The organism is Planosporangium thailandense, assembly GCF_011947195.1.
GTDB lineage: Bacteria > Actinomycetota > Actinomycetes > Mycobacteriales > Micromonosporaceae > Planosporangium > Planosporangium thailandense.
Genome location: NZ_JAATVY010000002.1, coordinates 343,692 through 369,504 on the forward strand (window position 1 = coordinate 343,692; position 25,813 = coordinate 369,504).

A 25,813-nucleotide genomic window follows, 5' to 3' on the forward strand; every position below is an offset into this window, starting at 1 on the left:
GATCGCAGGATGCCTGACATGTACGACGTGGTCGTGGTCGGCGGCGGACACAACGGCTTGGTCGCCGCCGCCTACCTGGCCAGGGCGGGCCGCCGGGTGCTCGTCTGCGAACGCCGCCACACGGTCGGCGGTGCCGCCGTCTCGGAGCACCCGTTCGGCCCCGACTTCACGGTGACCTCACTGTCGTACGTGGTCAGCCTCCTGCCGCAGGACATGGTCCGGGACCTCAAGCTCAAAGAGCACGGGTACCACGTGTACCCGCAGGGCCCCTACTTCGCGCCGCGCCGCGACGGCCGGTACCTGTCGCTGCCCGACGATCCGGCCGCGCGCCACACCGAGATCTCGAAGTTCTCCGCCGCCGATGCGGAGGCGTACGAGCGCTGGCAGGCCTGGCTGGGGCGGCTGGGCGGGCTGGTCGGCCCGCTGCTGGAGTCGATCCCGCCGAAGCTCGGCTCGAAGCGGCCCCGCGACCTGCTGGGCCAGGTGGCGCTGGCGGCGAAGCTGCGCAAGGTCGACGTACGGGCGGCCTTCGACTTGACCCGCCTGTTCACCGCGAGCATCGCCGACCTGGTGGAGGACAGGTTCGAAAGCGACGCGATGCGCGGGGTCCTGAGCGTCTCGGGTGTGATCGGGACGTGGGCGGGGCCGCGCAGCGCGGGTACGGCGTACGTGATGTTGCACCATCACGTGGGCGACACCGCCTGGGGCTTCCCGCGTGGCGGGATGGGCGGCGTCACGCAGGCGCTCGCGGGCGCCGCGAGGGCGTTCGGCGCCGAGATTCGGGTCGCCGCGCCGGTGGCCCGCATCGACGTCAGCGGCGGTCGGGTGCGGGGCGTGACGCTGGAGTCCGGTGAGGAGATCCCGGCGCGGACCGTCGTCACGACCGCCCACCCGAAGATCTCGTTCCTGCGGCTCGTGGAGCGCGCGCACCTGCCCGACGACTTCGTCGCCGACATCGAGTCGTGGCAGACCCGGTCGGGGACGGTAAAGATCAACTTCGCGGTCGACCGGCTGCCCACCTTCACCGCCCACCCCGACTACGACCCGTCCGTGTACGGCGGCACGATCGTGCTCGCCGAGTCCCTCGACGACGTCGAGACCGCCTACCAGGAGGCGGTCGCGGGACGCGCGGCCACGTCGGCGTTCGCCGACATCTGCATCCCGTCGGTCTTCGACGACTCGCTCGCGCCGCCGGGCAGGCACGTCGTGAGCGCGTTCACCCAATGGGTGCCGCACACCTGGGCCGGTCGGCCGGACCCCGACGAGCTGACCGCGTACGCCGACCGGCTCACCGCCCGCATCGACGCGGTCGCGCCCGGATTCATCGACTCGATCATTGGACGGCAGGTCATCGGCCCCGACATGATGGAGCGTGAATACGGCCTGATCGGAGGCAACATCTTCCACGGCGAGCTGACGCCCGGACAGATGTTCCACTGCCGGCCCGCCGCCGGATACGCCGACCTGCGCACCCCGGTACGCGGGCTCTACCAGGCCGGCTCGGCGACGCACGGCGGTGGCGGGGTGACCGGGATTCCCGGGCGCAACGTGGTCCGTCAGGTGCTGGCCGACGGCCGAAGGAAGGCGACGGATGGACGTTGAACAGCAGACGGGAACGGAACAGCCGAGCGTGGTCGAGTGGGGCGGCGGGCCCGTCGACCGGCCCGGCTGGTTCGGGTCCGGCCGGTCGACGACGGTGGCCGGCCTCGGCTGCGCGTTCGTCGGGTTCGCGCTCCTGCTGGCGGCCGAGCTGCTGCCGTGGGTGTCGGTACGCACCAGCGCGCTCGGTCAGGATTTCCCGACCGTCGGCGGCGGCCGGATCGGGTACGGCATCGCCGAGCTGGCGGCCTACACCGGGATGTTCAACTTCGGTTGGCTGATCGTGCTCGCCGCCGTGGCGACCGCGCTCGCGCTGCGGCCGCCGGCCCGCCGGGTGGCCGTCGCGGCCGGGCTCGGCCTGGTCGCGGGCCAGTTGGCGCTGCTGGTGGGCGTCACCCACGGGGTCAGGAACGTCATCCAATCGCGCGGCGGTCTCACCGGGGGCTCCGGCCAACTGGTCGAGTCGGGCGCCGGGATGTACTGCGCCTACGCGGCGCTGGTGCTGTTCGCCGCCGCGCTGCTCGTCGGCGGCGCGCCGGTCCGGCTGCGCCGGTCGACGGGCGTGGCCGAGGAGCCCGAGCTGCCCGGACCCGCCGACCTCACGGTCACCCCGGCACCGCCCGGCCACCCGGTGCCGCCGCCGGCGGTCGCCGACCCGAGCGTCTGGTCGAGGGGCGCGTAGCGATATCGAAGTGGGCGGACGACCGCCCGACCGGTAAGCTCACGCATCGTGATTGACCTGCGCTTGCTGCGAGAAAACCCCGACCTGCTGCGAGCGAGCCAGCGTGCGCGCGGCGAGTCCGAGGCGACCGTGGACGCCCTGCTCGCCGCCGACTCCGACCGCCGGGAGGCCGTCGCCCGGTTCGAGGCGCTGCGCGCCGAGCAGAAGCAGCTCGGCAAGCAGATGCCGAAGGCGAGCGGTGCCGAGCGGGACGCGCTGCTGGCGCGTACCAAGGAGCTTTCCCAGCAGGTCAAGGAGGCCGAGTCGGCGGCGAGCGCAGCCGACGAGGCGCTGCGCCGGGCGCAGCTGGCCGTGCCCAACCTGATCGAGGAGGGCGCGCCTCCCGGCGGCGAGGACGACTTCGTCGTGCTGCGCGAGGTGGGCGCGCGGCCCGACATCGCCAATCCCCGCGACCACCTGGAGATCGGCGAGGCGCTGGGCGCGATCGACATGGAGCGCGGCGCGAAGGTCTCCGGCAGCCGGTTCTACTACCTGACCGGCGTCGGGACGCTGCTGCAGCTGGGCCTGCTCCAGCTGGCGATGCAGCAGGCCGTCGAGTACGGGTTCACGCCGGTGATCCCGCCGGTGCTCGTCAAGCCCGAGTCGATGGAGGGCACCGGGTTCCTCGGCGCGCACGCCAGCGAGGTCTACCGCCTGGAAGCCGACGACCTGTACCTGGTGGGCACCTCCGAGGTGCCGCTCGCGGCGTACCACAGCGGCGAGATCCTCAACCTGGACCAGCCGCAGCGCTACGCCGGCTGGTCGTCGTGCTTCCGCCGGGAGGCCGGCTCGCACGGCAAGGACGTGCGCGGCATCCTCCGGGTGCACCAGTTCGACAAGGTCGAGATGTTCTCGTACGTGCGGCCGGAAGAGGCCCACGACGAGCACCAGCGGCTGCTCGCCTGGGAGGAGGAGATGCTGGCCAAGGTCGAGATTCCGTACCGGGTGATCGACGTGGCGGCCGGCGATCTCGGGTCGAGCGCGGCGCGCAAGTTCGACTGCGAGGCCTGGGTGCCGTCGCAGGGGCGGTACCGCGAGGTCACGTCGACGTCGAACTGCACCACCTTCCAGGGCCGGCGCCTCAACATCCGGTACCGCGACGCCGATGGCCGTACCCAGACCGCGGCGACGCTCAACGGCACCCTGGCGACGACCCGCTGGCTGATCCCGATCCTGGAGAACCACCAGCAGCCGGACGGCTCGGTGCGGGTGCCGAAGGCGCTGCAGCCGTTCCTCGGTGGCCGGGACGTGCTGGAGCCGGCCAAGCGCTGACCGTCGTCTCCTGTTCAGGATGATTTTGGCGCGACGCGAGCAGGGTCACACCTCGGCGAGGTACGTTTGCTGCCCGCTCATGCCAGGAGGCGAGCATGAACAGGCAGAAGACCAGGCCCGGCCTGCCCAAACTGATCGCGACCGATCTCGACGGCACGTTGGTGCGCAGCGACGAGACGGTCGGCGCGTACACGCATGAGATCCTGGCGCGCGTCAAGGCGGCGGGTATCCGGATCGTCGGCGCCACCGGCCGCGGTCCGCGCCTGATCGACCTGGTACGCGCCGACATCCCGGCCGCGGACTTCCTGGTCATGGGTGGTGGCAGCCGCGTCGTCGACCTGACCGACCCCGATGTGCCGCTGGTACTGCGCGACGAGCGGCTCGAGGGCGAGGTCGTCGCTGACCTGCTGGCCACGCTGGAGAGCGCGGTCGGGCCGCTGTCGGTGCTGGTCGAGGCCGGCGACGAGCCGCAGTCACCGTTATGGGGAGACCCCAACCCGGCCTGGCGCTATCCGGAGGTCGTGGAGGCGAGGGTACGCACGGAGGCGCTCGCCGGCCGCGTGATCAAGGGCTTCGCCTACCACGCCAGGTACGACGCCGACGAACTGCTCGCGCTCGCCCGGCAGCTCATCGATCCGGCGGTCGCCACCGTGACGCAGGCCGGGCTCGGGTACATCGAGATCTGCCCGCCCGGCGTGGACAAGGCCACCGGCCTGGCCGTGGTGGCCCAGGCGCTCGGCGTCGACCCGGCCGACGCGCTGGCCTTCGGCGACATGCCCAACGACCTTCCGATGTTCGAATGGGCCGGCTTCGGCCGGGTGGCGGTCGCCAACGCGCATCCGCTGGTCCGTCAGGCGGCCGACGAGGTCACCTTGTCGAATGACGCCGACGGTGTCGCCGTCTACCTGGATGCCATGCTGTCGGCGTGAAACTGCGCCTGGTTGCCACGGATCTGGACGGAACGCTGGTACGGAACGACTTCACGATCGGGGCCCGCAGCCTGGCCGCGCTCGAACGGGTACAGGCCCTCGGCGGCGCCGTCGTGCTCGTCACCGGACGGCCGATCAGATGGCTGCACACGGTCTACGAGTACCTGCCGATCCAGCCGCTCGCCGTGGTGGCCAACGGCGCGGCCGTGTACGACCCGGTCGCCGACTCGATCCTGCAGGCCACGCCGCTGTCGCCGGATGCGATCGCCGAGGCGTGCGGCCGGCTGCGTGCGGCGGTGCCCGGGGTGCGGTTCGCCGTCGAGACCGACGGCGGGCGGGTGATGCTGCACGAGCCGGAGTACGAGATCGGTGGCTGGGAGGTCACGGGCAGCAGCGGGGTGCGGTGCGTCGACCCGGTCGAGATCACGGCCCAGCCGGCGGTGAAGCTGCTGGTGAACGCCGGCCGGCAGCCGGCAGACGCCTTCACCTCCCTGGTCGCGGACGTCCTCGACGGCGTCGCCGAGGCCACCCACTCGTCGTCGAGCGGCATCGTCGAGGTGTCGGCCGTGGGCGTGACCAAGGCGGCCGGCCTGGCCTGGGTGGCCGACCGGTTCGGGGTGGCGCCGCACGAGGTGGTCGCGTTCGGCGACATGCCCAACGATCTGCCGATGTTCGCCTGGGCGGGGCGCGGCGTGGCGATGGCGAACGCGCACCCGTCGGTGCTCGCCGCCGCCGATCACGTGACCGGCGGCAACGACGCCGACGGGGTCGCGGCGTTCCTGGAGAACCTCCTGAACGGGGCGTTATAGGTACTGGCCGGTGCCGCCCTGGCCGTCCGACGGCTGGCCGGGCATCATGCCGGGGATCATCCGACCGCCCGGCCCCGCCGGCAGCGCCTGCCGGTTTCCGCCGCGCATCTGTTCGAGCTGCATGCGGGCGGCCATCTGCTGGGCCACCAGCGCGGCCTGGATGCCGTGGAAGAGCCCTTCGAGCCAGCCGACGAGCTGCGCCTGCGCGATGCGTAGCTCGGCCTCGCTCGGGGTGTTGCCCTCGTCGAACGGCAGGGTCAGCCGGCCCAGCTCGGCGCGCAGCTCGGGGGCCAGCCCCTCCTCCAGCTCGATGATCGACCGGCTGTGGATGTCCCGCAGGCGCTGCCGGCCGGCCTCGTCCAGCGGCGCGGCGCGGACCTCCTCGAGCAGCTGCTTGATCATGCTGCCGATGCGCATCACCTTCGCCGGCTGCTCGATCAGCTTGCCCGGGTCCTCGGCCTCCTCGCTCTCGTCGGCCTCGAGGTCGACGGTGCCGACGGGACGACCGTCGGGCCCCACCACGAGGACGGTCCGGTTCTGCTCGGTGCCGGAAGGGTTCGGCTGCTCCACGTTGTCGGCCATGGCTCCAATCCTTACGCACGTGGTCGGTCGATCGGCAAGCCGGGGGACTGAAGATCACTTGCGATCATGGCAGGCTGAGGCCATGACAGCCGATCCGCGCGAGGTGCTCACCCGGTGGGCCCCGGACCCCGACTTCACGGTCCGCTACGGCACCCACCCCGACCAGGTCGCGGACGTACGGCTGCCGGCCGACGAGCCGACCGGCCCCCTCATCATCTTCATCCACGGCGGGTTCTGGAAGGCCGAGTACGACCGGAAGCATGTCGGGCCGCTCGCGGTGGATCTGGCTGCCCGGGGCTACCCGGTCGTCACGATCGAGTTCCGCCGGATCGGGCAGGAGGGCGGGGGCTGGCCGGGCACGTTCGACGATGCGGCGGCCGCGGTCGACCGGGTACCGGGGCTCGTGGCCGACGCCCTGGCCGCGCGGGGTCGCGGGGTGCCCGATCTGGCCCGGCCCATCCTCGCCGGGCACTCGGCCGGCGGTCATCTCGCGCTGTGGTACGCCGGCCGGGCGACGGCGCCCGTACGCGGCGTCCTCGCGCTCGCCCCGGTGGCCGACCTCGTCCTCGCGCACCGGCTCCGGCTCGACGACGACGCGGTGGCGGCGCTGCTGGGTGGCGGCCCGGACGAGGTGCCCGACCGGTACGAGGTCGCCGATCCGGTGCGGTCGTTGCCGTCGGGGGTGCCGGTGGCCGTCGTGCACGGCACCGAGGACGACCGGGTGCCGGTGGAGGTGAGCCGGTCCTACGTCACCGCCGCGCGGGCGGCCGGCGACGTCCCGACGGTGGTCGAACTGCCGGGTACCGAGCATTTCGCGGTAATCGATCCTTTGGCGGCGGTATGGCCCGCTGTCCTCGCCGCGCTGGACACGCTCCGAGCCGTCGACGGCGCTGACGGCAATTGACGTCTTCCGCTGAAGCGGGTAGAACCCCCGGCAGCGGGGTCGCCGACCGGCTGGACCCGGCCGTTCTTCACGGAGGATCACTTGTCCGAGTTCACCCGTCGGCAGGCGTTGCGGGTTTTCGCCGCGCTGGGCGCGTCAGCAGCCGCGGCGCCCATCCTGTCCGCCTGCAACAACGGGAGGCAGCAGTCTTCCACTCTGGACCTGCCGCCCGTGAAGATCGGGCTGGTGGTGCCGCGTTCCGGCGTCTACAAGACCATCGGCGACGATCAGGTCAACGGCTTCAACCTCTACCTCAAGCTCAATGACCAGAAGTTGGGCGGCCGGCCCGTCACGCTGGTCACGGTCGACGAGGGGGAGACGGCGGCATCGGGTAAGGCCGCCGTCGAGCGGTTGCTCAAGCAGGAGCATGTGCTGGCTTTGTCCGGCGTGGCTAGTTCGGAGACGATGGTCGCGATTCGCGATCTGGTCGAGAATGCGCAGACTCCGCTCATCGGTTCAAATGCATCGCCGACCACCCTTCAGGGTGTCCGGTACATCTGGCGCACCTCGTTCGCCAACGACGAACCGGGCAAGGCGCTGGGGCGGTACGTCGCCGACAAGGTCGGCGACGGATCGGTCGCGCTGATCGCGCCCGACTACCAGGGCGGGCACGACCAGGTCGACGGCTTCCTCCAGACATACGGAAAGGACGTCGCGGGCCAGCCGGTCTTCACGCCGTTCAGCCCGACGCCGACCACGGACTTCACGTCGCACCTCAACAAGATCAAGAATTCGCAGGCGAAGGCCGTGGTGGCCTTCTACGCGGGCGCCGAGGCGGTGGCCTTCGTCAAGCAGTACCGGCAGGTCGGGTTGTCCCTGGACCTGTACGCGCCGGGCTTCCTGACCGAGGGGGCGCTGCTGCGCCAGGAGGGCGACGACGCACGCGGCATCTACACCGCGCTCAACTACTCGTCCGATCTGGACAACGAGGTCAACCGGCGGTTCGCCTCCGAATACCAGAAGGCGTACAACTCGCTGCCCACCACGTACGCCACGGCCTCGTACGACGCGGCAGGCGTGCTGGACAAGGCGCTCACGGCCGCCGGTGCCGGCGAGCTCACCTCGCAGGGCCTCAACCTGGCGATCGGCCGGATCGGGTCGATCGACAGCCCGCGCGGCTCCTGGCAGTTCAACCAGAGCCGCACCCCGCTCCAGACCTGGTACCTGCGGCAGGTGCGCCCGGACGGCGCCGTGCTGTCCAACACCGTCCTGTCGCCGCTGACCACGCTGGGGTGATCTCCGCGAGGCTGCTCGACAGCCGCCTCGCGATCACCCAAGATTGCGCGGTGCGTCCCGGGTACCCGCTGCCGTTACCGCCTCGACCCCGGCGCAGCTGGCTGGCCCCGGTCCTGGCTGCGCTGCTGGTGCTCGCCGCGGCGGTCACGGTCGGCGGCGGTGCGGCGGCGATCGCCACGACCCGTGGCGGCGGCGGGCCGAGCCGCGTCACGTTCGTCGGCGGCCTGGACGGCCCGGCCCGCCGGTCGGCGCTGACCGCGCTGCTGGATCGGCGGGCGAAGGCCGTACGAAACCACGACCGGCGCGCCTTCCTGGCCGACGTGGACGGTGCGGACCAGGCCTTCCGGCGGCAGCAGGAGCAGCAGTTCGACAACCTGACCCGGCTTCCGCTGGCTGATTTCCGGTACGCGCTGGAGGAGACCACCCGCTACGACCCGCTCATCCCGGACGCCGTGCGCAGCCGCTACCACGGGGTCGTGCAGACGGCGGCGGTGACCGTGCTCTACCGGATCGACGGGGTGGACGCCGCCCCGGTGGCGGCGCCCTGGGCGCCGATCTTCGGGTTGGTGTCCGGGGCCTGGCGGCTGGCCGGCGTGGCGACGGACGGGGTCCTGCCCACGGGTGCGAACGGTCAGGCGTGGGAGACCGACGAGATCGCCGTCGTCCACAGTGCGCGGGTCGTACTGGTGCTCTCGGCCGGTGACGTCGCGCGGGCGCCGGACCTGCTGCGGATGGCCGAGGCGGCGCTGGACCGCGTCGCGGCCGTGCGGAACGGAGGCTGGGCCGGCAAGGTCCTCATCACGGCCGTCCAGGATCCCCGGCTGTTCACCACGTACTTCGCCGACAATCCCGACCATGTCGGCGGCGTGGCGGCGATCGCGGTGCCGTACTACGCGCAGGTGCCCGCCTGGCACGCCAGGCCCGCCTACGTGGCCACGCGGGTCGTGTTCAACCCGCATGAGTTCGCCGCCGACCCGGCCGAGCTGGCGCACGACCTGACCCACGAGTTCACCCACGCGGCGATGGGTGCGGCGACCGCTGACGACACCCCGCTGTGGCTGGTGGAGGGGTTCGCCGAGTACGTGGCGTACAAGTCGGAGACGGTTCCCGGATCGTTCGTGAAGCGGTCGCTGGAGGGGCTACCGGTCCAGAGCGGCCTGCCACCGACGAACTTCTACGCCGACCCGCGCAACTACGTGCTCGGTTGGCTGGCCTGCCGGATGATCGCGGAGCGGTACGGCGAGGCGAAGCTGATCGCGCTCTACGAGGGCTCGCGCAACGGGTCGGCGATCCAGCAGGTGCTCGGGGTCGACGCGACCGTCCTCGCCAGCCAGTACTCCAGTTACGTGGAGAAGGCCCGCCGCGGCTGACCGGCTCACCCCGCATCGAGCGCGGACAGTCCGCTGGTCAGCGCGTCGTACGCCCGGTGGCGCACCTCGCGAAGTCGCTGGGGGCCCGCCTCGCCGCTCTCCAGTTCGCGCAGCGCCACCCGGCCGGACAGGGTGGCGGCCCCGGCGAGCAGCTGAGGGTAGAGGGCGTTCGTGCTCTCACCCGTACGGGCGGCCACGAACTCGGCGATCGCGTCGTGCAGCTCCTCGAAGATCATGTGGTACGCCGGGAGCAGTTCCGGCAGTTGTCGCACGAGCCGCAGCCGGGCGCTGATCTGCTGGTGCTGCTCGTGGTCGGCGATGTCGACGACGTCCATCGCGGCCCGGACGGCCGTTGCCGGGTCCTCCCCGGCCGGGCGTTCGGCGAGGGCCGCGCGCAGCCGGCCGACGATCGTGTGCGCGACGTCTCCGAAGAGCACATGCTGTTTGGAGGAGTAGTAGCGGAAGAAGGTGCGCACCGCGACGTCGGCTGCTTCGGCGATGTCCTCGACCGTCGTGCGCTCGTAACCGCGCTCGGCGAACAGCCGCAGCGCCGCTGCCTCCAGCGCGGCGCGCGTCTCCCGCTTCCTGCGCTCGCGCCGCCCGCACATCGGGCCGGTGGCTCCGGAGATGGTGACCACCCTGTCATGGTGTCACGTGCGTCGCGGTGCACTTCGTAAAACGGCGGGAGGTCATGTGTCGAAAAAATACCCCAAAAGGGGCATAGTGCGGCTCGGCTCGTCGCCTGCCGAAAGCGGCGGGCGGTGGATACCGTCGAAGCATGGGGGTCCCGCGGGTCGGGCTGCGCCGGAACACGCTGGGCAGCCTTGGGATTCTGGCGGTCATAGCGGCAATCGCGGCGGGGCTCCCGGCGCTCGACCGGGCGCTACCCCGCGAGCGGACCGTGCGGTCCGGGACGGCGTACCCGGTGACCGACGCGATCACCGTCGTGCCGCCGCCCGGCGCCCGCCTCGACGCGGGGCAGACGCGGCCCGGCCGCGACGTCGGGCAGGCGGTGTTCCTCGTCGGCCGGGTACGCTTCGCGATCCTGGTCAGCCCCGACCGGCTCACCCCCGAGGCCGCCGCGGCCCGGCTGCGCACCCGGCTCCGTGACGGCCTCGGCGCCAGCGCGATCGAGGCCGGCGCGCCCGGCGCCGCCGGTGCCCTGACCGGCCGGTTCCGGCTCGGGACCGACGGCGGCTGGTACGCGGTGCGCGTGTTCGACGAACGGGCCGTCGTGGACGCGACCGCCAGCGGGCCACCCGCCGACCTGGCCGACCTGCTGCCGGCGATCCAGGCCAGCGCCGCGAGCATCGCGAGAGCGACGTGACGCCCCAGCGCACCCGGGCGGCGCGCGTGGCGCCGGTACGACCGCAGCCGCTCGCCGGTGACCTCTTCGGCTCCGTACGGACGCCGGTGTTCTGGCTGCTCGTCGGCCTGTTGACCGTCGGTGCGGCGCGGCTGGGCGGCATGGTCGCCCCGCCGTTCGCCCGCTACCCCGTCGCCATGACGGTCGCGTTCGTCCTGTTCGCGCTGTACGCCGTACCGTTCGTGCTGTTCATCGCGCACGTCGACCGGCTCGAACGCGAGCCGCCGGTGCTGCTGGCCACCGCCTTCGCCTGGGGCGCCGTGGTCGTGACGGTCACCGCCGTACCCGGCAACCTGGCCGCCGAGAGCATCGTCGCGAAGCTCGTGTCACCGCGCTTCGCCGCGCTGTGGGGCTCCGCGCTCGCCGGCCCGACGGTCGAGGAGATTCTCAAGTTCCTCGGCGTGGTGGCCATCGCGATGCTCGCGACGAGCCAGGTCAACAGCGTCGTGGACGGCATGGTGTACGGCGCGATGGTCGGGCTCGGCTACCAGGTGATGGAGAACGTCTCGTACGCCGCGGTAGCGGTACAGGAGGCCGGCGCGGGTGACCGGCTGGAGCCGGTGTTCACCACGTTCGTCGTACGGGGCATCCTCGGCGGACCGTGGAGCCACACCGTGTTCACCGCTCTCGCCGGCGCCGGGGTCGGCTACGCGGTCGTACGGGTCGACCGGTCGGCGCGGGTACGGGCCGCCGTCGCGGGCGCGGGCCTGGGCGGCGCCTGGCTGTGCCACTTCGCCTGGAACTCGCCGCTGCTCGCCGACGGACTCGGCGTGGGCGTCGCGGGCCGGCTCGCCGCGCTCGTGGTGAAGGGCGCCCCGGTCCTCGCGCTCGTACTGGGGCTCGCGTGGCTCGCCCGGCGGCGCGAGGACGCCTACTACGCCGGTGTGCTGTCGGCGCTCGGCGATCCGTGGATCGTGACCCCGGCCGAGCTACGGGCCATGTGCTCGCTCGGCGGGCGGGCGGCGCTGCGCCGGGCCGCGTACTCCCGGGCCGGCGCGGCCGGCGAACGGGCGGCGCGCCGGCTCCAGGAGTCCCAGGCGCGGCTCGCCGTCGAGCTGAGCCGGGGTATCGCTGCCGCCAGCGGCCGTGGTGGCGCTGCCGAGGAGGGCAGGCTCACCCCGGCGGCTGTCGACCGCGCGCGGGAGGTGCTGCGCGCCCGCCACGCCCTCGCCGCTCTCACGCTGCCGACGGCGGACCGCCGGCCGTTCGCCGGCAGCGTCGTCATGTGGCTGATCGGCGCCTGGGTGACGGTCGGCAGCGCACTGGGCCTGGCGCTGATGCTGCGCGCTCTCACCTGAGCGCGACTCTCATGGCCTGTTCACGGCTGGACTGTGCACGACTGCTGGACTGTTCACGGCTGCGGCGGGAGCCCGCCGTCGCCGTCGACCACCTCGTCCGGGGTGCCGTCCTGGGTGCGGTCCACGATCGTGACGTCGACCTCGCCGTCGCCGTCGGTGTCGAACTGGAACAGGTCCGGCTTGCCGTCGCCGTCGGTGTCCACCACCCACACATCCGGCTTGCCGTCATTGTTGGCGTCGCGTACCGCCAGGTCGACGCGGTCGTCGCCTCTGGTCTCCACGCTGTCACCCATCCGAGACTCCTCCGTTAGACGCATCCCGCCCGTGTCCTGAACGTACCCAACGGGCGCACGGCAGAATCAGCGCCGTGAGTGAACGGTTCGTAGTGATCGGTGCCGGCACGATGGGGGTCGGCATCGCGTACGTGGCGGCGGGATCCGGGTACGCCGTCGAGCTCGTCGAGCTGGACCCGGCCCGCGGCGAGGCGGCGGTCACCGCGCTGGGTCGGCGCTGGGACAAGGCGGTGGCGCAGGGCCGGCTGGCCGCGGCCGAGGCGGAAGCCGCCAAGCAGCGGGTACGCCTGGTCGCGAGCCTCGACGAGGTCGCGGCGGAGCCGGCCGTGGTCGTCGAGGCCGTACCCGAGCGGCTGGACCTGAAGCGGACGGTGCTGCGCACCGCCGCGGACCTGGCCCCGGGCCTGCTCGGGTCCAACACCTCCAGCATCCCGATCGCGGCGCTGGCCGACGGCCTGCCCCACCCGGAACGGATGCTCGGACTGCACTTCTTCAACCCGGTGTGGGCGATGGCGCTGTTGGAGATCGTGGTCGGCGCCGCCACGGCGCCCGAGACGACCGACAACGCGCTGGCCGTCGCCGCGCGGCTGGGCAAGGACCCGATCGTCGTACGGGACGCGCCGGGCTTCGCCACCTCCCGTCTCGGCGTGGCCCTCGGGCTGGAGGCGATCCGCATGGTCGCTGACGGGGTGGCCAGTGCGGCGGACATCGACAAGGCGATGGTGCTGGGATACCGCCACCCCATGGGACCGCTGGAGCTCACCGACGTCGTGGGGCTCGACGTACGGCTGGACATCGCGCGTACGCTGCGCGCGGCGTACGGCGACCGGTTCGCCCCGCCGCCCCTGCTGGAGGAGATGGTCGCGGCCGGGAAGCTGGGCAAGAAGTCCGGCGAAGGCTTCTACCGCTGGGTGGACGGGGAGAAGCGGTGACGGAGCCGTTACGCGTGGCGGAGCGCGACGACCGGTCGTCGCGCTGCGTCTGACCACGCTCGCCGTGGACGCGCCGGCCGCCGCCGTCAGCGGCGTTCGCGCTCGTGCTCCGGCTCGCGCTGCGCGGGTACGCCACCGCTGCCGGCGTGCGCCTTCTCGCGCTCCGCGCGGGCGCGGTCGCGGTGGCCGTCCGGCTGTCCGGCGGGCTCCTCGATGGGCAGGAAGAAGCCACGGATGGCGGGGGCCATCCCGCCGACCCGGTTGACCCGCTTGGGGACCGTCCAGCCGGCGTACGGCAGCTCGCCGTGGCCGGCCTCGTCGACCGGGCCGAGGGGCTGGTGCACCTCGACGAACTTGCCCGACGGCAGCCGCCTGATGATCCCGGTCTCCATGCCGTGGACGAGGACCTCACGGTCGTGCTGCTGGAGCGCCAGACAGACCCGGTAGGTGATCCAGTACGCGATCGGGGGGACGAGCAGGGCGCCGATCCGGCCGGCCCACGTCGTGGCGTTGAGGCTGATGTTGAACTTGAACGCGATCACGTCGTTGGCCGCCGAAAGCGCGAACACGACGTAGAACGCCACCGCCATGGTGCCCAGGGCGGTGCGGGTGGGCACGTCGCGGGGCCGTTGCAGCAGGTGGTGTGGCTGGGAAGGGTAGATCTTCCGTTGCTCCACCCACGGGTAGACGAGGGCGAGCACGGTGATGACCCCGACCAGCACCGCCCCTGCCCAGAAGGCCGGCGGGACGGTGTAGGGGCCCGCCCGGATCTCCCAGGGTGGCATGAGGCGCAGCGCCCCGTCCATGAACCACACGTACCAGTCCGGCTGGCTCGCCGCCGAGACGACCGCTGCCTGGTACGGGCCGTAGATCCAGATCGGATTGATCTGGAAGATCCCGCCGAGCAGCGCCAGCAGCCCGGCGACGAACATGAAGAAGCCCGTGCTGCGTATGGCGAAGCCCGGCACCATCCGCTCGCCCACCACGTTGTGCTCGGTACGGCCGGGGCCCGGCCACTGCGTGTGCTTCTGTTTGATCAGGATGCCGAGGTGCGCCGCCACGAGCGCCAGCAGCAGCCCCGGGATGATCAGGACGTGGGCGATGTACAGCCGGGGCAGGATCTCGGCACCCGGGAACTCGCCACCGAACAGGCTGGTCGCGAGCCACGTACCGATGACCGGGACCGAAAGGACGATCGCGTTCGCGATCCGCAGGCCGGTGCCGGACAGCGCGTCGTCGGGCAGGGAGTACCCGAAGAACCCTTCCGCGAAGCCGAGCCAGAACAGGGTGATCCCGATCACCCAGTTGATCTCACGCGGGCGGCGGAACGCGCCGGTGAAGAAGATCCGGAACATATGCGCGACGATGCCGGCCATGAACAGCAGCGCCGCCCAGTGGTGGATCTGCCGCATGATGAGGCCGCCGCGCACGTCGAAGGAGAGGTCGAGGCTGGTCTGGTAGGCGCGGGACATCGGCACGCCGCGCAGCGGGGTGTAGGAGCCGTGGTACACCACCTCGGTCGAGGCGGGTGTGTACCACAGCGCCAGGAACGTGCCGGACAGGATCAGGATCACCAGCGAGTACAGCGCGATCTCGCCGAGCAGGAACGACCAGTGGTCGGGGAAGACCTTGTTCATGGCCGCTCGCAGCGTCCGGGACAGGATGAGCCGGCTGTCGAGCCAGCGGGTGATCCCGGCTACCCGCTCCGCGGTCGTGTTGCGGCGCCTGAGCGTGTTGATCATCGGGGTGGGCCTTTCCGGCGACGGACCGGATCGGCTATCTACCCCGTCTGCGGGATCTGACCCTCCTACCTGCGCTTTTCCTGCGCGCGCCGGCGGCGGCGACTACGACTGGAACGTCATCCCCTCGTCCTTGAGCGCCCGCACGAACAGGGCAGACTCGTCGAACCCAATGATCACCACCGCGTCCGGCCCGGACTCCGCGATCGTCTTGGCGAGTGGCTTGAACAGGGTGTTGCGGTCACCCGGCGCGTACGTCTCCTTGCCCTTGTACGTGAGCACCTGGATGTTGCCCGCCTTGAGCCCGGCGGTGGTCAGGTCGGCCAGCACGCCGCTGCTCAGGCCCTTGCCGTAGGAGTCGTCGCGGGCGACGACGGCCACCTTCGCGGCGCCGTCGCGCATCACGATGTCGGCCAGCGCCTTGGCCTGGAGCTTGTCGGACGGGGCCGTGCGGAAGAACAGGCCCTTGTCGTCGACGGTGGACAGCGCCTCCGACGTCGCCGACGGCGAGAACAGGATGCGGCTCGCGGCGACCACCTTCGGCAGCACCGCGGCCGAGACGCCCGACGCGGCGGCACCGATGATCACCTGAACGCCGGCCGAGATGAACCGGTCCACCGTCGCCGAGGCGACCTGCGGGCTCGTGCCGTCGTCACCGTCGACCCACTCCACGGGCTGACCGAGCACCCCACCGGCCTCGTTGATCTCCTGCACCGCGAGCTTCCCGCCGGCGAACATCGGCGGACCCTGGCTGGCGAGCGCGCCGGTGTGCGGAAGCAGACCACCGAACTTCAGCGCCGTCGGCTTCCCGGTCCGGTTGGCGCTCGCCGGCGGCGGGGTGGGCTCGTTCTTGCCCGCGGTGGTGTCCTCGCCGGCGCCCACGAACTCGGTCTTGGCATCGTCGATGTGGTTGTCGCGGCCGAAGTTGAGCGTCGCGTAGCTGGCGGTGGACGGCTCACCCACGTCGGTGAAGCCGCTGCGCTTGAGTGAGGACACGCCGCGGTACTGGATGTTCTCGTTCTGGCGGATCAGGCCGACGCAGTCCTTGAAGGTGCTGCACGTGGTGCCGCCCACCGTGGTGCCCACGATGTACTTCGCGATCGCCGGGGCGTCGGTGCTGCGGGCGGCCTCCGCCGCCAGCGCCGACACGATCACCGCGTCGTACGACTCGCCGGCGTAGTTGTAGTCGGTGAGGGTGGGGTCGACGGCGTGGAGCCGCCGCTTGAACTCGTCGGTGAGCGGCGTGAGCGGCGTCGTGCCCTTCATGCCGGCGAGCACGCCCGGCGTGTCCTTCAGGAGGTCACCGAACGAGCTGCTCATGTTACCGTCTGTACCGTACAGTCGGGTCTGACGGTGACCGGCCGAGCCGGCCGAGTCGGACGGCTTTGACGTGCCGCACGCCGAAGCGAACAGCACGGCGGTCAGAGCTGCGAACGTCAATGCCGTGCGGGTGACACGCCGCATGAGCTACTCCCTCCGGGAACCTGCCGTGCGCACCTTAGCGCGACTTTCGCCGATGGAGGAGATCGCGGTGTGATCCATTTCGCTGCATGCCACATGCCGGAGTGCGGGTAGCCTGCGGGCAATGGAAACGCTCTCACCGGACGGTTCGACTCCAGCGCTCGACGGGCTCGGTTCCCTGGCGGCCCGGATGGGCATCGAGATCGTCGAGGCCACGCCCGAACGGGTGGTCGGCACGATGCCCGTCGACGGCAACCTCCAACCGTACGGGCTGCTGCACGGCGGCGCCTCCTGCGTCCTGGCGGAGACCCTGGGCTCGATCGGTGCGGCGATGCACGCCGCCCGGACCCACGGCGGGTACGCGGTCGGCGTCGACATCAACGCCACCCACCACCGGTCGGCCCGGTCCGGCGTGGTCACCGGGGTTGCCACCCCGCTGCACCTGGGCGGCTCGATCGCCTCGTACGAGGTCGTCATCACCGATTCCGCCGGTGACCGCCTCTGCACCGCCCGTCTGACCTGCGCGGTCCGTCGTCCGTGACCCCGGCGGCGCGGTAGCGGGACCGCCGCGCGGCGGCGCTTGACTGTGACGGATACGCTGCGCAACGTGGAGGGCCAACCGGACAACCTGTTCGACGCCGCGCTGTTCGACGATGTCGCGCTCGTGCTGCGATCCGCGCTGGCCGGAGACGGCGACGGCGTGGTCAACGCGTTCAACAAGGCGACGACCCGCGCCGGTGTCGTCGGCGCGTACGAGGTGGCCTGGAGCCTCGCCGGCGCCACCGTGGGCGACGACATCGCGCTGGGCCCGTGGCGGCTGGACTTCCCGGGCATCGAGGAGGCGGCCTACGACAAGCGGTGGGTGGCGCGGTTTCTGAGCGCGTACGCCAACGCTGACGAGGCGATCGCCGAGGCGCTGTTCGGCGCCGCCATCGCCGACGGCAAGCTGCCGCAGTGCCTGCTCACGCTGGCCGGCTCGGCGATCGCCACCATCCGCCACCGCGACGGCGGGTCGGGCGCACGGTCGTGACGCCGGGTTAGGCCCAGCGCCGGCCGGTGATCCGCTCGTACGCCTCGATGTAGCGGGCGCGCGTCGCCTCGACGATCTCCGGCGGGATCTCCGGCCCGGGCGCGGTCTTGTCCCAGCCCAGCTTCGGGTCGGCCGCCCAGTCGCGGACGAACTGCTTGTCGAACGAGTCCTGCGACCGGCCGGGCTGCCAGGAGTCGGCCGGCCAGAAGCGGGACGAGTCGGGGGTCAGCACCTCGTCGGCCAGCAGCAGCTCGCCGTCGGGCGTACGGCCGAACTCCAGCTTGGTGTCGGCGATGATGATGCCGCGCTCGGCGGCCAGTTCGGCGCCCCGCCGGTACACCTTGAGGGTGAGCTCCCGCAGCGTCTCGGCCGTGTCCTTGCCGACTCGCTCGACCATGTCGTCGAAGCCGATGGACTCGTCGTGCTCGCCGATCGGCGCCTTCGTCGTCGGTGTGAAGATCGGCTCGGGCAGCTTCGAGCCCTCGACCAGCCCGGCCGGGAGCGTCACCCCGCAGACCTCGCCGGTCCTGTCGTACTCGCTCCGCCCCGAGCCGGCGAGGTAGCCCCGGGCGATGCACTCGACCGGCACCATCGAAAGGCGCCGGCAGCGGATCGCCCGCCCGGCCCACTCGGCCGGTACGTCGGTGGCGGAGACGACGTGGTTGGGCACCACGCCGGCGAGCTGCTCGAACCACCACAGCGAGAGCTGGGTCAGCAGGGCGCCCTTGTCGGGGATGGGGGTGGGCAGGACGACGTCGTAGACGCTGATCCGGTCGGACGCGACCAGGATCAGGTCGTCGCCGTCGGCGTACACGTCCCGGACCTTGCCCGAATGCAGCAGCTCCACCCGTACTCCCCGATCTTGTATTGGGTCCTGGGACCGATTCTCGTTGCCGGGGATGTGGACCGGTCAGGCGGGGTAAGCGCCCGGCATGTCAGACCCGGCGCACCGGCGCCCTGACGGGCTGGACGACCTGACCGTCGCGGCGGTCGGGAAGTTGAGCGAGGCGCTCGAGACGACCGAGCGCGCTCGCGGTCACCTGTACGCGATGCACCAGCTGACCGGCAAGGCCGACTTCATGCTCGACGACGCCGTCCGGATGTTCCGGGAAGCCGGCCACCACGACCTGGCCGAGCGGATCGAACGTGAGCTGATCGGCCGCAACGTGATCCGCGGCCGCTGGACCTACCAGATCGTCGAGGACTACGACGACGGCTACTACGCCCTGTTCCAGGAGCTGGAACGGACGGCGCGGGAGCGGCTGGTGGGCGGGCGGCGGCACCTGTACGAGGCCGAGCTGAAGTGGCGGCGGCGCACCGCGGGTGAGCCGGGGCACGAGCTGGGGCCGTGATCGCACCGGCCGGGTGAGGCCGGCCGGCATGGCCGGTGCCGCACCCCGGTAGATCGGTCCGCACCCCCATCGCCGCAGGGAGCAGTCGGACAGGTGTAGCGCTATCTGCGATATGGCAGATTGGGGTCTAGCGATCCGGGACCTGGCTTCCCATACTGAATGTACGTTAAGGCGGACCAGGGCTCGGCGAAGACAGAACGGCACCCGGCTGCCACCGGGTGCCGTTGTCGCCTCAGCCCTGACGCGGGCGAGGCGGTGCGAACCTGAGATCCCCATGCTGGCGCACCCTCTTCTCGCTCGCAAGGGCCGAGAGGAGGAAGGAGTTGACCACCTACTACCGGGGTCCAACGGCACTGATCACCCACGACGTGTTCGTGGTCCGGGGGCCCCGCTCTCAGACGTTCAGGCTCGACGAACTCGATGGCGTCTACGTCGCAACCGAGGGCGGTCTCCTCCGGCCGCGCATCTTCGAGTTGCGGGCGCATCACCGTGGAGTCGAAGTGCTCCTGTTCTCCTGCTCCGACCCCAGGATCTTCGGGCAGGTCAGGCGCGGCCTGGTCCGGGCGCTGGAGGGAAGGCGGGATCGCATGGAGCAAGGCGGCCTTTCGGGATACCGCTGACCTTCTGTCCGTGGCTGCGCTGTCCCTTTGGGTCTTTCGGCATGCGCACGTTCGGGCAGGTCAGCGAGGTTTGGTGGGCGTGCTGCAGGGCAGCTAGCGAGCGGCACGAGGAATATGGCAGTTCGGGATACCGCTCATCAACTTCGGTGAGTACGCTCACCGCCAGCGGTATCCCTGTCTGCAATCTGGCCATCAGCGGGCTGGCTCGGGCGGAGAGAGCGAGAAGGTGGGCATGGCCTCGGGTGACTCGCCACTGGTCGCGCGCCGGCGCGTTCGCCGTGCCGTGCGTGAAGCCCGGGAGGCCAAGGGGCTGACCCAGTCCCAGGTGGCGGAGGCCATGGAGTGGTCGCTGAGCAAGGTGATGCGGATCGAGAGCGGTGAGGTGACGATCTCGCCGAACGACCTGCGCCCCCTGTTGTCCTTTCTCGGCGTGACGTCCGGTGTGGACGATCTGATCCAGGACGCCCGCACCGCGCGGCGGCGCCGGATGTGGTTCGAGGAGCCGGGCGTGCGTGAGCACCTCACGCCGGCGCTCGGGCAACTCATCCAGTACGAGACCGAGGCCGTAGCCGTCCGGCACTTCTACGGCGCCATCATCCCCGGCCGACTGCAGACGCCGGCCTATGCCGAGCTGGTGCTGCGCACTTATGCACACACGCTTCCGGCGGAGGATCTCAAGGTCCGTCTGGAGGCGCGCCTGCGGCGGCGGGCCGAGTTCCTGGCCCGCAAGGATCCGCCGGAGATCTTCCTGCTGTTGGACGAGTCGGTGCTGCACCGCGAGCTGGGCGGTCGCCAGGTGATCGGGGAGCAGTTGCTGAGCCTGGTGAAGCTGACGAAGGAAAAGCGACTGCGGGTTCGGGTCGTGCCATTTTCCGGCGACGCGCCACCCCCGATGCTCGGCTCGTACGAGATCCTCGACCTGAGTCGGGACGACGACGACGCGATCATGTACCTGGAGAGCCACACGCTTGATCAGATTGTCGAGGACAAGGCCACCATCGCGCGCTTCCGGGACATCTTCGATGAGTACTGGGCCGCCGCGCTCGACGAGACCACGTCCGTGCGGTTCACCGAGGAGCGAGCGCGCGCGCTGCTGAGTTCGGTTGACAAGGTTGACAAGACAGCCGGGTAACCGGTGGCGGCACGTGGGGTGAGGCGTGCCGCATTGCGCTGTTCACAACTAACAGGAGGAAGGCGAGTCAGAGTGGACCCACGTCATCCGCAATACGTGTGGCGCAGGAGCAGTCGGTGTGGCAGTGGCGCCTGTGTGGAGGTCGCTGAAATTGATGGCTCAATCGTGGTACGGGACTCGAAGAACCCCAGCGGGTCTTGGCTGGCGTTCGACCGGTCGGAATGGCATGCGTTCCTGGCCGGGGTACGAACCGGGGAGTTTGATTTCGACTAGGCCCACCCTGGGTCGCTGAGGCGCGTCGGATCCGGCTGCAACGAAGGCCGTCCGGCGCGTTTCGCTTGTGGCCAGCCGCGCGGGACGGGGTCGGCGGGCGGTAGACAGCACATTACGCGCAGAGCCTGCCATCTCGGGCTATTCATTCACGTCCATGCGTTCCATCTCCCCTGTCGGTTTCTTATCGTGGTCTATGCGACTCCACAGGAGGGGGTGAAGGGTGTCTGCGGAAAACGAACACCTGACCTGGCAACGACCCTGCGGCAACGGCGCGTGTGTCGAGTGGGCATTCAGCGGCGACGTGGTGCATCTTCGCGATTCCAAGGACCCTTCCGGTCCACGGCTCACCTTCACCCGGGACGAGTGGGCGGCGTTCCTGCATGGCGTACGGACGACGCGCGACAGCGACCCGCCTGCCCGCGGAGGGGAATCCGAGTAGCCGATCCGGAGTCCGGAGCGCCGGTCCGCACGATCCGCACCGGCCTGATGCGTCAAGGGAGACGTGATCAGGTCGGCGCCTTCATGTTCGGCGGGGCATGCTGCCGTGCCGGGAGATTCGACACCGCCGGGCCGGGTAGTGCGACCTGCGCACGCGAATCGTGGGAGGCACGACATGGCACGGGAACTCCAAGGCCGGAAGATCGCGATCCTGGCCGCCGACGGCGTGGAGCGGGTCGAGCTCGTGATGCCGCGCGGAGCGCTCTACGGCGCCGGCGCGCAGAGCGACGTGATCTCGCTGCACCCCGGTGAGATCCAGGCGCGGCAGTTCGACCTGATCTCCGCCGGGACGATCGCCGTCGACCGGGTGATCACTGATGCGAAGGTCGACGAGTACGACGCGCTGTTCATCCCGGGCGGCACGGTCAACCCGGACAACCTGCGCCGGAACAAGGACGCCGTCACGTTCGTCAAGGATTTCGTGGGTACGGGCAAGCCCGTCGCCGCCATCTGCCACGGACCCTGGATGTTCGCCGAGGCCGACGTGGTACGCGGGCGCCGGATCACCTCGTGGCCGAGCATCCGCACCGACCTCCGCAACGCCGGGGCGCAGGTCGTGGACGAAGAGGTCTGCGTCGACGGGCAGTTCACCACGAGCCGGTCACCCGCTGACCTGCCCGCCTTCTGCCCGGCGATCATCGAGCAGTTCGCGAAGGCCAAGCAGAAGGTGGCGGGCTAGCTCGCCGGCGATCAGGCCGGGGTCGTGGCGCGGACGCGCTCCAGGGCCTGCTGCAGGTACCGCTTGAAGACCGGGTAGTTCTCGCTCATCGGGAAGTGCCCGATCCCCTTCATCTCGATGAAGTCGCCGTTCCTGATCTGCGAGGCGGTCCGGCGTCCGTCCTCCGGGGTGGTCAGATAGTCGTACTCGCCGGTCATCACGACGACCGGGCACCGGTCGCTGTCGATCTCGCCGAGCCTGCCCCGCAGGTCGTGATCGACCGAGTAGAAGTACAGGTCGCCCCGGAACGACTCGGAGCCCTCGGTGTAGTAGAACCAGGTCTTCCACTTCTCGCGGGCCGGTGACTGGGGCGCCATGAGGTCCCACGTACCGGTGGCGCACACCTGGGCGGCGTTGGCGTGCGGGTGCTGCCACCAGTCGAGGTAGAAGCCGGGCGAGTAGTCCGCGCCCTCGACGGCGATGACCGCGCCGAAGCGGTCCGGGTGGCGCAGCGCGAGTTGGAGCGCGACGTGACCCCCGAACGACGACCCCATGAAGATCGGATCGGTCAGCTCGAGGGCATCGCAGAACGCGACGATGAACTTCGTGAAGTGGTCCGCGGTGAGCCGGTACTGCTCGGTCCACCACTCGGTGTTCTCCGGCGGATCCGACTTGCCGTGCCACGGCAGGTCGTAGGCGATGACCCGGTACCGCGACGTGAGGTCGGGGTCTTCGAGCAGGCCGCGCCACTGGTGGTTGTGGCAGCCCGCGGTGTGCTGGCAGACCAGCGGCTGCCCCTGCCCGTTCTCCAGATAGAAGACCTTGTAGCGGGCGTCGTCGACGTCCACGGTGACGTAGTGCCCGGTGACGGGTGAGATCTCTGCCATGGGGACCCTCCCGGAGCCTCAGACGGGTACGCCGACGGTGCGCAGCAACTCGATCTGCCGCGTGAAGCAGCGCAGGTTCTGCATCAGGACGAGCACGTTGCCCTCGAGCGTCATGTCCCGGCGGAACGTCGCCGCCCAGATGCCCTGATACATCGGGGGCGGGACCTCGGTGCCGAAGTTGCGCCAGGTGTCCGCGCTGGCGCGGACCAGGAACTGGTAACCGACGTCCAACGGCCCGGGATCGACGGCGACGGCGACGACCTTGCCGGCCACCATCCACACGGCGAAGCGGTGCTCCTGCATGTCCAGCAGGTACGCGCACGTGAAGTACCTGCCGTGCGCCCGGATCTCCGGGTCGTTGTCGCTGGCTTCGGTGAACGCCCGCACCCAGTCTTCGACCGGTGGAGCGATCGCGGTGGCGGTCACGGCGTACCTCCTCGGCGGGTCGGGATCGACGGCACCACGAGCATCTTCGGGATGTCGGTGGGGTCGATCTTGAAGGCGGCGGGGTACGCCGCCGGGTCGGTGGCGTAGCCGGGCTCGGTGGAGCGCCAACTGTAGAAGCAGACCCCGCACGCATACATGAACCAGCGGCCCGGTACCGGTGACGCGGTCAGCAGGCTCACGTCGTGCGAGTCGCAGCGCGGGCAGGTGTCGGGGATCTTCGGCGCGGTCATGTCAGCAGCCTCTTGATGCGGTTCTCCCACTCTTGCGTCCCGGCGGGCTGGTCGACCTCCTGCGAGAAGTGACCACGCTGTTCGGGCGCGATCGGGGTGGTGGCGTCGAGGACGACCTTGTGGCTGATGCCCGGCGGTTCGGAGCTGGGGTCCAGCGGCAGGATCGACAGGTCCGGGAGGACGACGAGGTCGTGCGCCGGGTGGAACTTCACCGACAGCGACCACATGACCTGGGCGAGGTTGAACGGGTCGACGGTGTCGTCGACGACGATGATGACCTTGCAGTAGCCGAGGCCGTGCGGGGTGGTCATGGCTCTTACGCCGACGGCCTTGGCGAAGCCGCCGTAGCGCGGCCGGACCGAGATGATCCCGAGCAGGCCGTGCGTGTACATGGCGTTGACCGCGACGACCTCCGGGTAGTCCTGTTTGAGCTGCCGGTACAGCGGCACGCTCGTGTTGAGGGCGACGGTGTAGTCGAGCTCGGCCCACGGCCGGCCGAGGTACAGGTGCTCGAAGATCGGATCGGTCCGGTGGTGCACCCGGTGGACGGCGATGACCGGCTGGCGCCGCCCGCCCGAGTAGAAGCCGGTGAACTCGCCGAACGGACCCTCGATCTCCCGTACACCGCCGATGATCTCGCCCTCGATGACCACCTCGGCGCCCCACGGCACGTCCATCCCGGTGAGCGGAGCCCTGGCGATCCGGTACGGGGCGCCCTGGACGGCGCCGGCCATCTCGTTCTCGGACTCGTCGTACGCCAGCGGCATTCCGGCGATGGTGGTGATCACCGGTTCGTTGCCGATCGCGATGGCGATCGGCAGGTTCTCGCCGCGCTCCTCGGCCTTACGCAGGTGGATGCCGATGTCGTGGGCGGGAACCGGTTGGATGCCGAGCCGGTCGGTGCCCTTGACCTGGATGCGGTAGATGCCGACGTTCTGGGTGTCGAAGTTCTCCGGGTCGTCGGGGTCACGGGTGACGACCGCCGCCTTGTCGATGTAGGAGCCCGCGTCGTACCGGTTGAGCCGGAACAGCGGCAGCAGGTGGAACAGGTTGATGTCGGTCTCGACGGCGTGCTCACGCCAGGGGGCGTCGTCTGCGCGTTCGGTCCCGACGCGTTCGGTCCCGACGCGTTCGGCCTCGACCGGGAAGGCGTCCGCGCGCCGGGCGAACGCGAAGAACTGCTCCTTGAGCGACGTGTCCTTGTCCAGACCCAGCATCAGGGCGTGGTTGGGCCAGGAGCCGACCACGTTGAGCGCGACCCGCGCCCGCTCGTACCCGTCGATGTCCTCGAACAGCAGCGCCGGGCCGCGGTCGGTCACGTTGGACACCGCCCGCGCCGCCGCCCCGAGGTCGGGCTCCAGGGGCACGGGATCGGTGAACCGGAGCAGTTGTCCGTTCCGGTCCAGCGCGGCCAGGAAGTCCCGGAGGTCTGCGTACGCCATGATCATCGGTCACCCGTGGGTGGGCGCCTCCGTGCGGATTCGCGGTCAGCGCGCCGTCGCGTGTTCGCGCCGGGCCGGTGTGCCGGTCCCGTCCCAGGCGTAGCGGTCGGTGCGGCCCAGCTCCAGCAGCTCCAGGAGCCGCTCGACCAGCTCGTCCTGGAGGTCGGCGAGGGTCTCCGGGACGTTGTAGTACGTCGGGATCATCGGGTACACGACCGCGCCGGCTTCCGTGACCGACACCATGTTGCGCAGGTGGATCAGATTGAGCGGCGCCTCCCGCAGGCACAGCAGCAGCGTGCGCCGCTGCTTGAGCTGCACGTCGGCGGCGCGCTCGATCAGGTCCTCGGCCTGGCCCTGTGCGATGCGGCCGAGCACGCCCGCCGCGCAGGGCAGCACCACCATCGCGTCGTTGCGGTAGCTGCCGCTCGCGATCGGCGCCGTAAGGTCGTTCGGGTCCAGTACCCGCACCTTGGGTGACGACGCGCCGAGCGCCTGCGCCACCGACTGCGGGTCCTCCGCCGTGCCGAACTCGTAGCCGGCCAGCTTGCGGCCGGCCGCGGAGACGACCAGGTGTACCTCTTCGACCCGGGAATCGTCCTGCAGCGCGCGGAGCAGTCGCCCGGCCGCGCCGGTGCCGCCCGCCCCGGTGACCGCCAGGGTCACCCGCTTCGACGCCGTACCGTCAGTCATGTCG

General features: G+C 70.8%; 30 protein-coding genes. 19 read left to right on the forward strand and 11 right to left on the reverse strand.

The window, feature by feature from the left end; all coding sequences use genetic code 11:
- The first annotated feature begins 9 nt into the window (after positions 1–9).
- The 5 genes from HC031_RS04370 to HC031_RS04390 all read left to right on the forward strand — a co-directional run bounded on the left by HC031_RS04370 (position 10) and on the right by HC031_RS04390 (position 5,330).
- On the forward strand, positions 10–1,602 hold the full coding sequence (locus tag HC031_RS04370) for a phytoene desaturase family protein (RefSeq protein WP_167923836.1): 1,593 nt from the start codon (positions 10–12) through the stop codon (positions 1,600–1,602).
- Complete coding sequence (locus HC031_RS04375; protein ID WP_167923837.1) at positions 1,592–2,281, forward strand: hypothetical protein; 690 nt, start codon at positions 1,592–1,594, stop codon at positions 2,279–2,281. Before HC031_RS04370 ends, HC031_RS04375 begins: the two co-directional genes overlap by 11 nt.
- A gap of 48 nt (positions 2,282–2,329) precedes the next feature.
- Complete coding sequence (gene serS / locus HC031_RS04380; protein ID WP_167923838.1) at positions 2,330–3,592, forward strand: serine--tRNA ligase; 1,263 nt, start codon at positions 2,330–2,332, stop codon at positions 3,590–3,592.
- A gap of 95 nt (positions 3,593–3,687) precedes the next feature.
- Positions 3,688–4,521 (forward strand): HAD family hydrolase, encoded by an 834-nt coding sequence (locus tag HC031_RS04385; protein ID WP_167923839.1) that lies wholly within the window; start codon positions 3,688–3,690, stop codon positions 4,519–4,521.
- Positions 4,518–5,330 (forward strand): Cof-type HAD-IIB family hydrolase, encoded by an 813-nt coding sequence (locus HC031_RS04390; protein WP_167923840.1) that lies wholly within the window; start codon positions 4,518–4,520, stop codon positions 5,328–5,330. Before HC031_RS04385 ends, HC031_RS04390 begins: the two co-directional genes overlap by 4 nt.
- Here the strand turns inward: HC031_RS04390 and HC031_RS04395 are convergent.
- Positions 5,325–5,912 carry a bacterial proteasome activator family protein gene (locus HC031_RS04395; protein WP_167923841.1) on the reverse strand — a complete coding sequence of 196 codons (588 nt, stop codon included), beginning with the start codon at positions 5,910–5,912 and terminating at the stop codon, positions 5,325–5,327. The genes HC031_RS04390 and HC031_RS04395 overlap by 6 nt on opposite strands.
- Before the next feature lie 82 nt (positions 5,913–5,994).
- On the opposite strand from HC031_RS04395, the gene HC031_RS04400 reads away from it, so the two are divergent.
- From HC031_RS04400 to HC031_RS04410, 3 genes are all read left to right on the forward strand, one after another.
- Complete coding sequence (locus HC031_RS04400; protein WP_167923842.1) at positions 5,995–6,816, forward strand: alpha/beta hydrolase family protein; 822 nt, start codon at positions 5,995–5,997, stop codon at positions 6,814–6,816.
- 81 nt (positions 6,817–6,897) lie between these two features.
- Entirely contained in the window at positions 6,898–8,091 is a 1,194-nt protein-coding gene (locus HC031_RS04405; RefSeq protein ID WP_167923843.1) for an ABC transporter substrate-binding protein, read from the forward strand.
- A 50-nt stretch (positions 8,092–8,141) separates the two neighbouring features.
- Positions 8,142–9,461, forward strand: coding sequence for a hypothetical protein (locus HC031_RS04410; protein WP_167923844.1), 1,320 nt, complete (start codon positions 8,142–8,144; stop codon positions 9,459–9,461).
- 5 nt (positions 9,462–9,466) lie between these two features.
- On the opposite strand, the gene HC031_RS04415 is transcribed toward HC031_RS04410, so the two are convergent.
- Entirely contained in the window at positions 9,467–10,099 is a 633-nt protein-coding gene (locus tag HC031_RS04415; protein WP_167923845.1) for a TetR family transcriptional regulator, read from the reverse strand.
- Positions 10,100–10,239: 140 nt separating this feature from the next.
- Between HC031_RS04415 and HC031_RS04420 the strand changes: the two genes are divergently transcribed.
- Positions 10,240–10,788 (forward strand): hypothetical protein, encoded by a 549-nt coding sequence (locus HC031_RS04420; RefSeq protein ID WP_167923846.1) that lies wholly within the window; start codon positions 10,240–10,242, stop codon positions 10,786–10,788.
- Positions 10,785–12,125: a PrsW family glutamic-type intramembrane protease gene (locus HC031_RS04425; RefSeq protein ID WP_167923847.1), complete on the forward strand. Its 1,341-nt coding sequence runs from the start codon at positions 10,785–10,787 to the stop codon at positions 12,123–12,125. The genes HC031_RS04420 and HC031_RS04425 overlap by 4 nt, the downstream gene beginning before the upstream one ends.
- A gap of 53 nt (positions 12,126–12,178) precedes the next feature.
- Here the strand turns inward: HC031_RS04425 and HC031_RS04430 are convergent, their stop codons facing one another.
- Positions 12,179–12,418, reverse strand: coding sequence for a hypothetical protein (locus HC031_RS04430; protein WP_205862222.1), 240 nt, complete (start codon positions 12,416–12,418; stop codon positions 12,179–12,181).
- A 74-nt stretch (positions 12,419–12,492) separates the two neighbouring features.
- Here HC031_RS04430 and HC031_RS04435 point away from each other — a divergent pair, with 74 nt between their 5' ends.
- Positions 12,493–13,350 carry a 3-hydroxyacyl-CoA dehydrogenase NAD-binding domain-containing protein gene (locus HC031_RS04435; protein ID WP_167923849.1) on the forward strand — a complete coding sequence of 286 codons (858 nt, stop codon included), beginning with the start codon at positions 12,493–12,495 and terminating at the stop codon, positions 13,348–13,350.
- An 86-nt stretch (positions 13,351–13,436) separates the two neighbouring features.
- Here HC031_RS04435 and qcrB read toward each other — a convergent pair whose 3' ends face one another.
- Together qcrB and HC031_RS04445 are read right to left on the reverse strand one after the other, a co-directional pair.
- Positions 13,437–15,092, reverse strand: coding sequence for a cytochrome bc1 complex cytochrome b subunit (gene qcrB / locus HC031_RS04440; RefSeq protein WP_167923850.1), 1,656 nt, complete (start codon positions 15,090–15,092; stop codon positions 13,437–13,439).
- Between the two features lie 102 nt (positions 15,093–15,194).
- Positions 15,195–16,553, reverse strand: a complete 1,359-nt coding sequence (locus tag HC031_RS04445; RefSeq protein ID WP_167923851.1) for an ABC transporter substrate-binding protein — start codon at positions 16,551–16,553, stop codon at positions 15,195–15,197.
- A 121-nt stretch (positions 16,554–16,674) separates the two neighbouring features.
- Between HC031_RS04445 and HC031_RS04450 the strand changes: the two genes are divergently transcribed.
- Both HC031_RS04450 and HC031_RS04455 read left to right on the forward strand, forming a co-directional pair.
- On the forward strand, positions 16,675–17,091 hold the full coding sequence (locus HC031_RS04450; protein WP_167923852.1) for a PaaI family thioesterase: 417 nt from the start codon (positions 16,675–16,677) through the stop codon (positions 17,089–17,091).
- A 66-nt stretch (positions 17,092–17,157) separates the two neighbouring features.
- Entirely contained in the window at positions 17,158–17,580 is a 423-nt protein-coding gene (locus tag HC031_RS04455; protein ID WP_338090478.1) for a hypothetical protein, read from the forward strand.
- A gap of 7 nt (positions 17,581–17,587) precedes the next feature.
- Here HC031_RS04455 and HC031_RS04460 read toward each other — a convergent pair whose 3' ends face one another.
- Entirely contained in the window at positions 17,588–18,427 is an 840-nt protein-coding gene (locus tag HC031_RS04460) for a phosphoribosylaminoimidazolesuccinocarboxamide synthase (RefSeq protein ID WP_167923853.1), read from the reverse strand.
- An 85-nt stretch (positions 18,428–18,512) separates the two neighbouring features.
- Between HC031_RS04460 and HC031_RS04465 the strand changes: the two genes are divergently transcribed.
- From HC031_RS04465 to HC031_RS04490, 6 genes are all read left to right on the forward strand, one after another.
- Positions 18,513–18,932: a hypothetical protein gene (locus tag HC031_RS04465; protein WP_167923854.1), complete on the forward strand. Its 420-nt coding sequence runs from the start codon at positions 18,513–18,515 to the stop codon at positions 18,930–18,932.
- 323 nt (positions 18,933–19,255) lie between these two features.
- Positions 19,256–19,552: a DUF6232 family protein gene (locus HC031_RS04470; RefSeq protein ID WP_167923855.1), complete on the forward strand. Its 297-nt coding sequence runs from the start codon at positions 19,256–19,258 to the stop codon at positions 19,550–19,552.
- A gap of 232 nt (positions 19,553–19,784) precedes the next feature.
- Positions 19,785–20,684, forward strand: coding sequence for a helix-turn-helix domain-containing protein (locus HC031_RS04475; protein ID WP_167923856.1), 900 nt, complete (start codon positions 19,785–19,787; stop codon positions 20,682–20,684).
- Between the two features lie 96 nt (positions 20,685–20,780).
- The gene (locus HC031_RS04480; protein WP_338090487.1) at positions 20,781–20,957 is read left to right on the forward strand and encodes a DUF397 domain-containing protein; all 177 of its coding nucleotides are present in this window, start codon (positions 20,781–20,783) and stop codon (positions 20,955–20,957) included.
- A 220-nt stretch (positions 20,958–21,177) separates the two neighbouring features.
- A complete protein-coding gene (locus HC031_RS04485) occupies positions 21,178–21,396 on the forward strand; it encodes a DUF397 domain-containing protein (RefSeq protein WP_167923858.1) in 219 nt (72 codons plus the stop codon).
- Positions 21,397–21,570: 174 nt separating this feature from the next.
- Positions 21,571–22,134 carry a type 1 glutamine amidotransferase domain-containing protein gene (locus HC031_RS04490; RefSeq protein ID WP_167923859.1) on the forward strand — a complete coding sequence of 188 codons (564 nt, stop codon included), beginning with the start codon at positions 21,571–21,573 and terminating at the stop codon, positions 22,132–22,134.
- An 11-nt stretch (positions 22,135–22,145) separates the two neighbouring features.
- On the opposite strand, the gene HC031_RS04495 is transcribed toward HC031_RS04490, so the two are convergent.
- The 5 genes from HC031_RS04495 to HC031_RS04515 are packed head-to-tail and all read right to left on the reverse strand — an operon-like array spanning position 22,146 to position 25,809.
- Positions 22,146–23,000, reverse strand: coding sequence for an alpha/beta fold hydrolase (locus tag HC031_RS04495; RefSeq protein ID WP_167923860.1), 855 nt, complete (start codon positions 22,998–23,000; stop codon positions 22,146–22,148).
- Positions 23,001–23,018: 18 nt separating this feature from the next.
- Positions 23,019–23,426, reverse strand: a complete 408-nt coding sequence (locus HC031_RS04500; RefSeq protein WP_205862223.1) for a hypothetical protein — start codon at positions 23,424–23,426, stop codon at positions 23,019–23,021.
- Positions 23,423–23,677: a non-oxidative hydroxyarylic acid decarboxylases subunit D gene (locus HC031_RS04505; protein ID WP_167923861.1), complete on the reverse strand. Its 255-nt coding sequence runs from the start codon at positions 23,675–23,677 to the stop codon at positions 23,423–23,425. Before HC031_RS04505 ends, HC031_RS04500 begins: the two co-directional genes overlap by 4 nt.
- Complete coding sequence (locus HC031_RS04510) at positions 23,674–25,119, reverse strand: non-oxidative hydroxyarylic acid decarboxylases subunit C (RefSeq protein WP_167923862.1); 1,446 nt, start codon at positions 25,117–25,119, stop codon at positions 23,674–23,676. The genes HC031_RS04505 and HC031_RS04510 overlap by 4 nt, the downstream gene beginning before the upstream one ends.
- 45 nt (positions 25,120–25,164) lie before the next feature.
- Entirely contained in the window at positions 25,165–25,809 is a 645-nt protein-coding gene (locus tag HC031_RS04515) for a UbiX family flavin prenyltransferase (protein WP_167923863.1), read from the reverse strand.
- Positions 25,810–25,813: the final 4 nt, after the last annotated feature.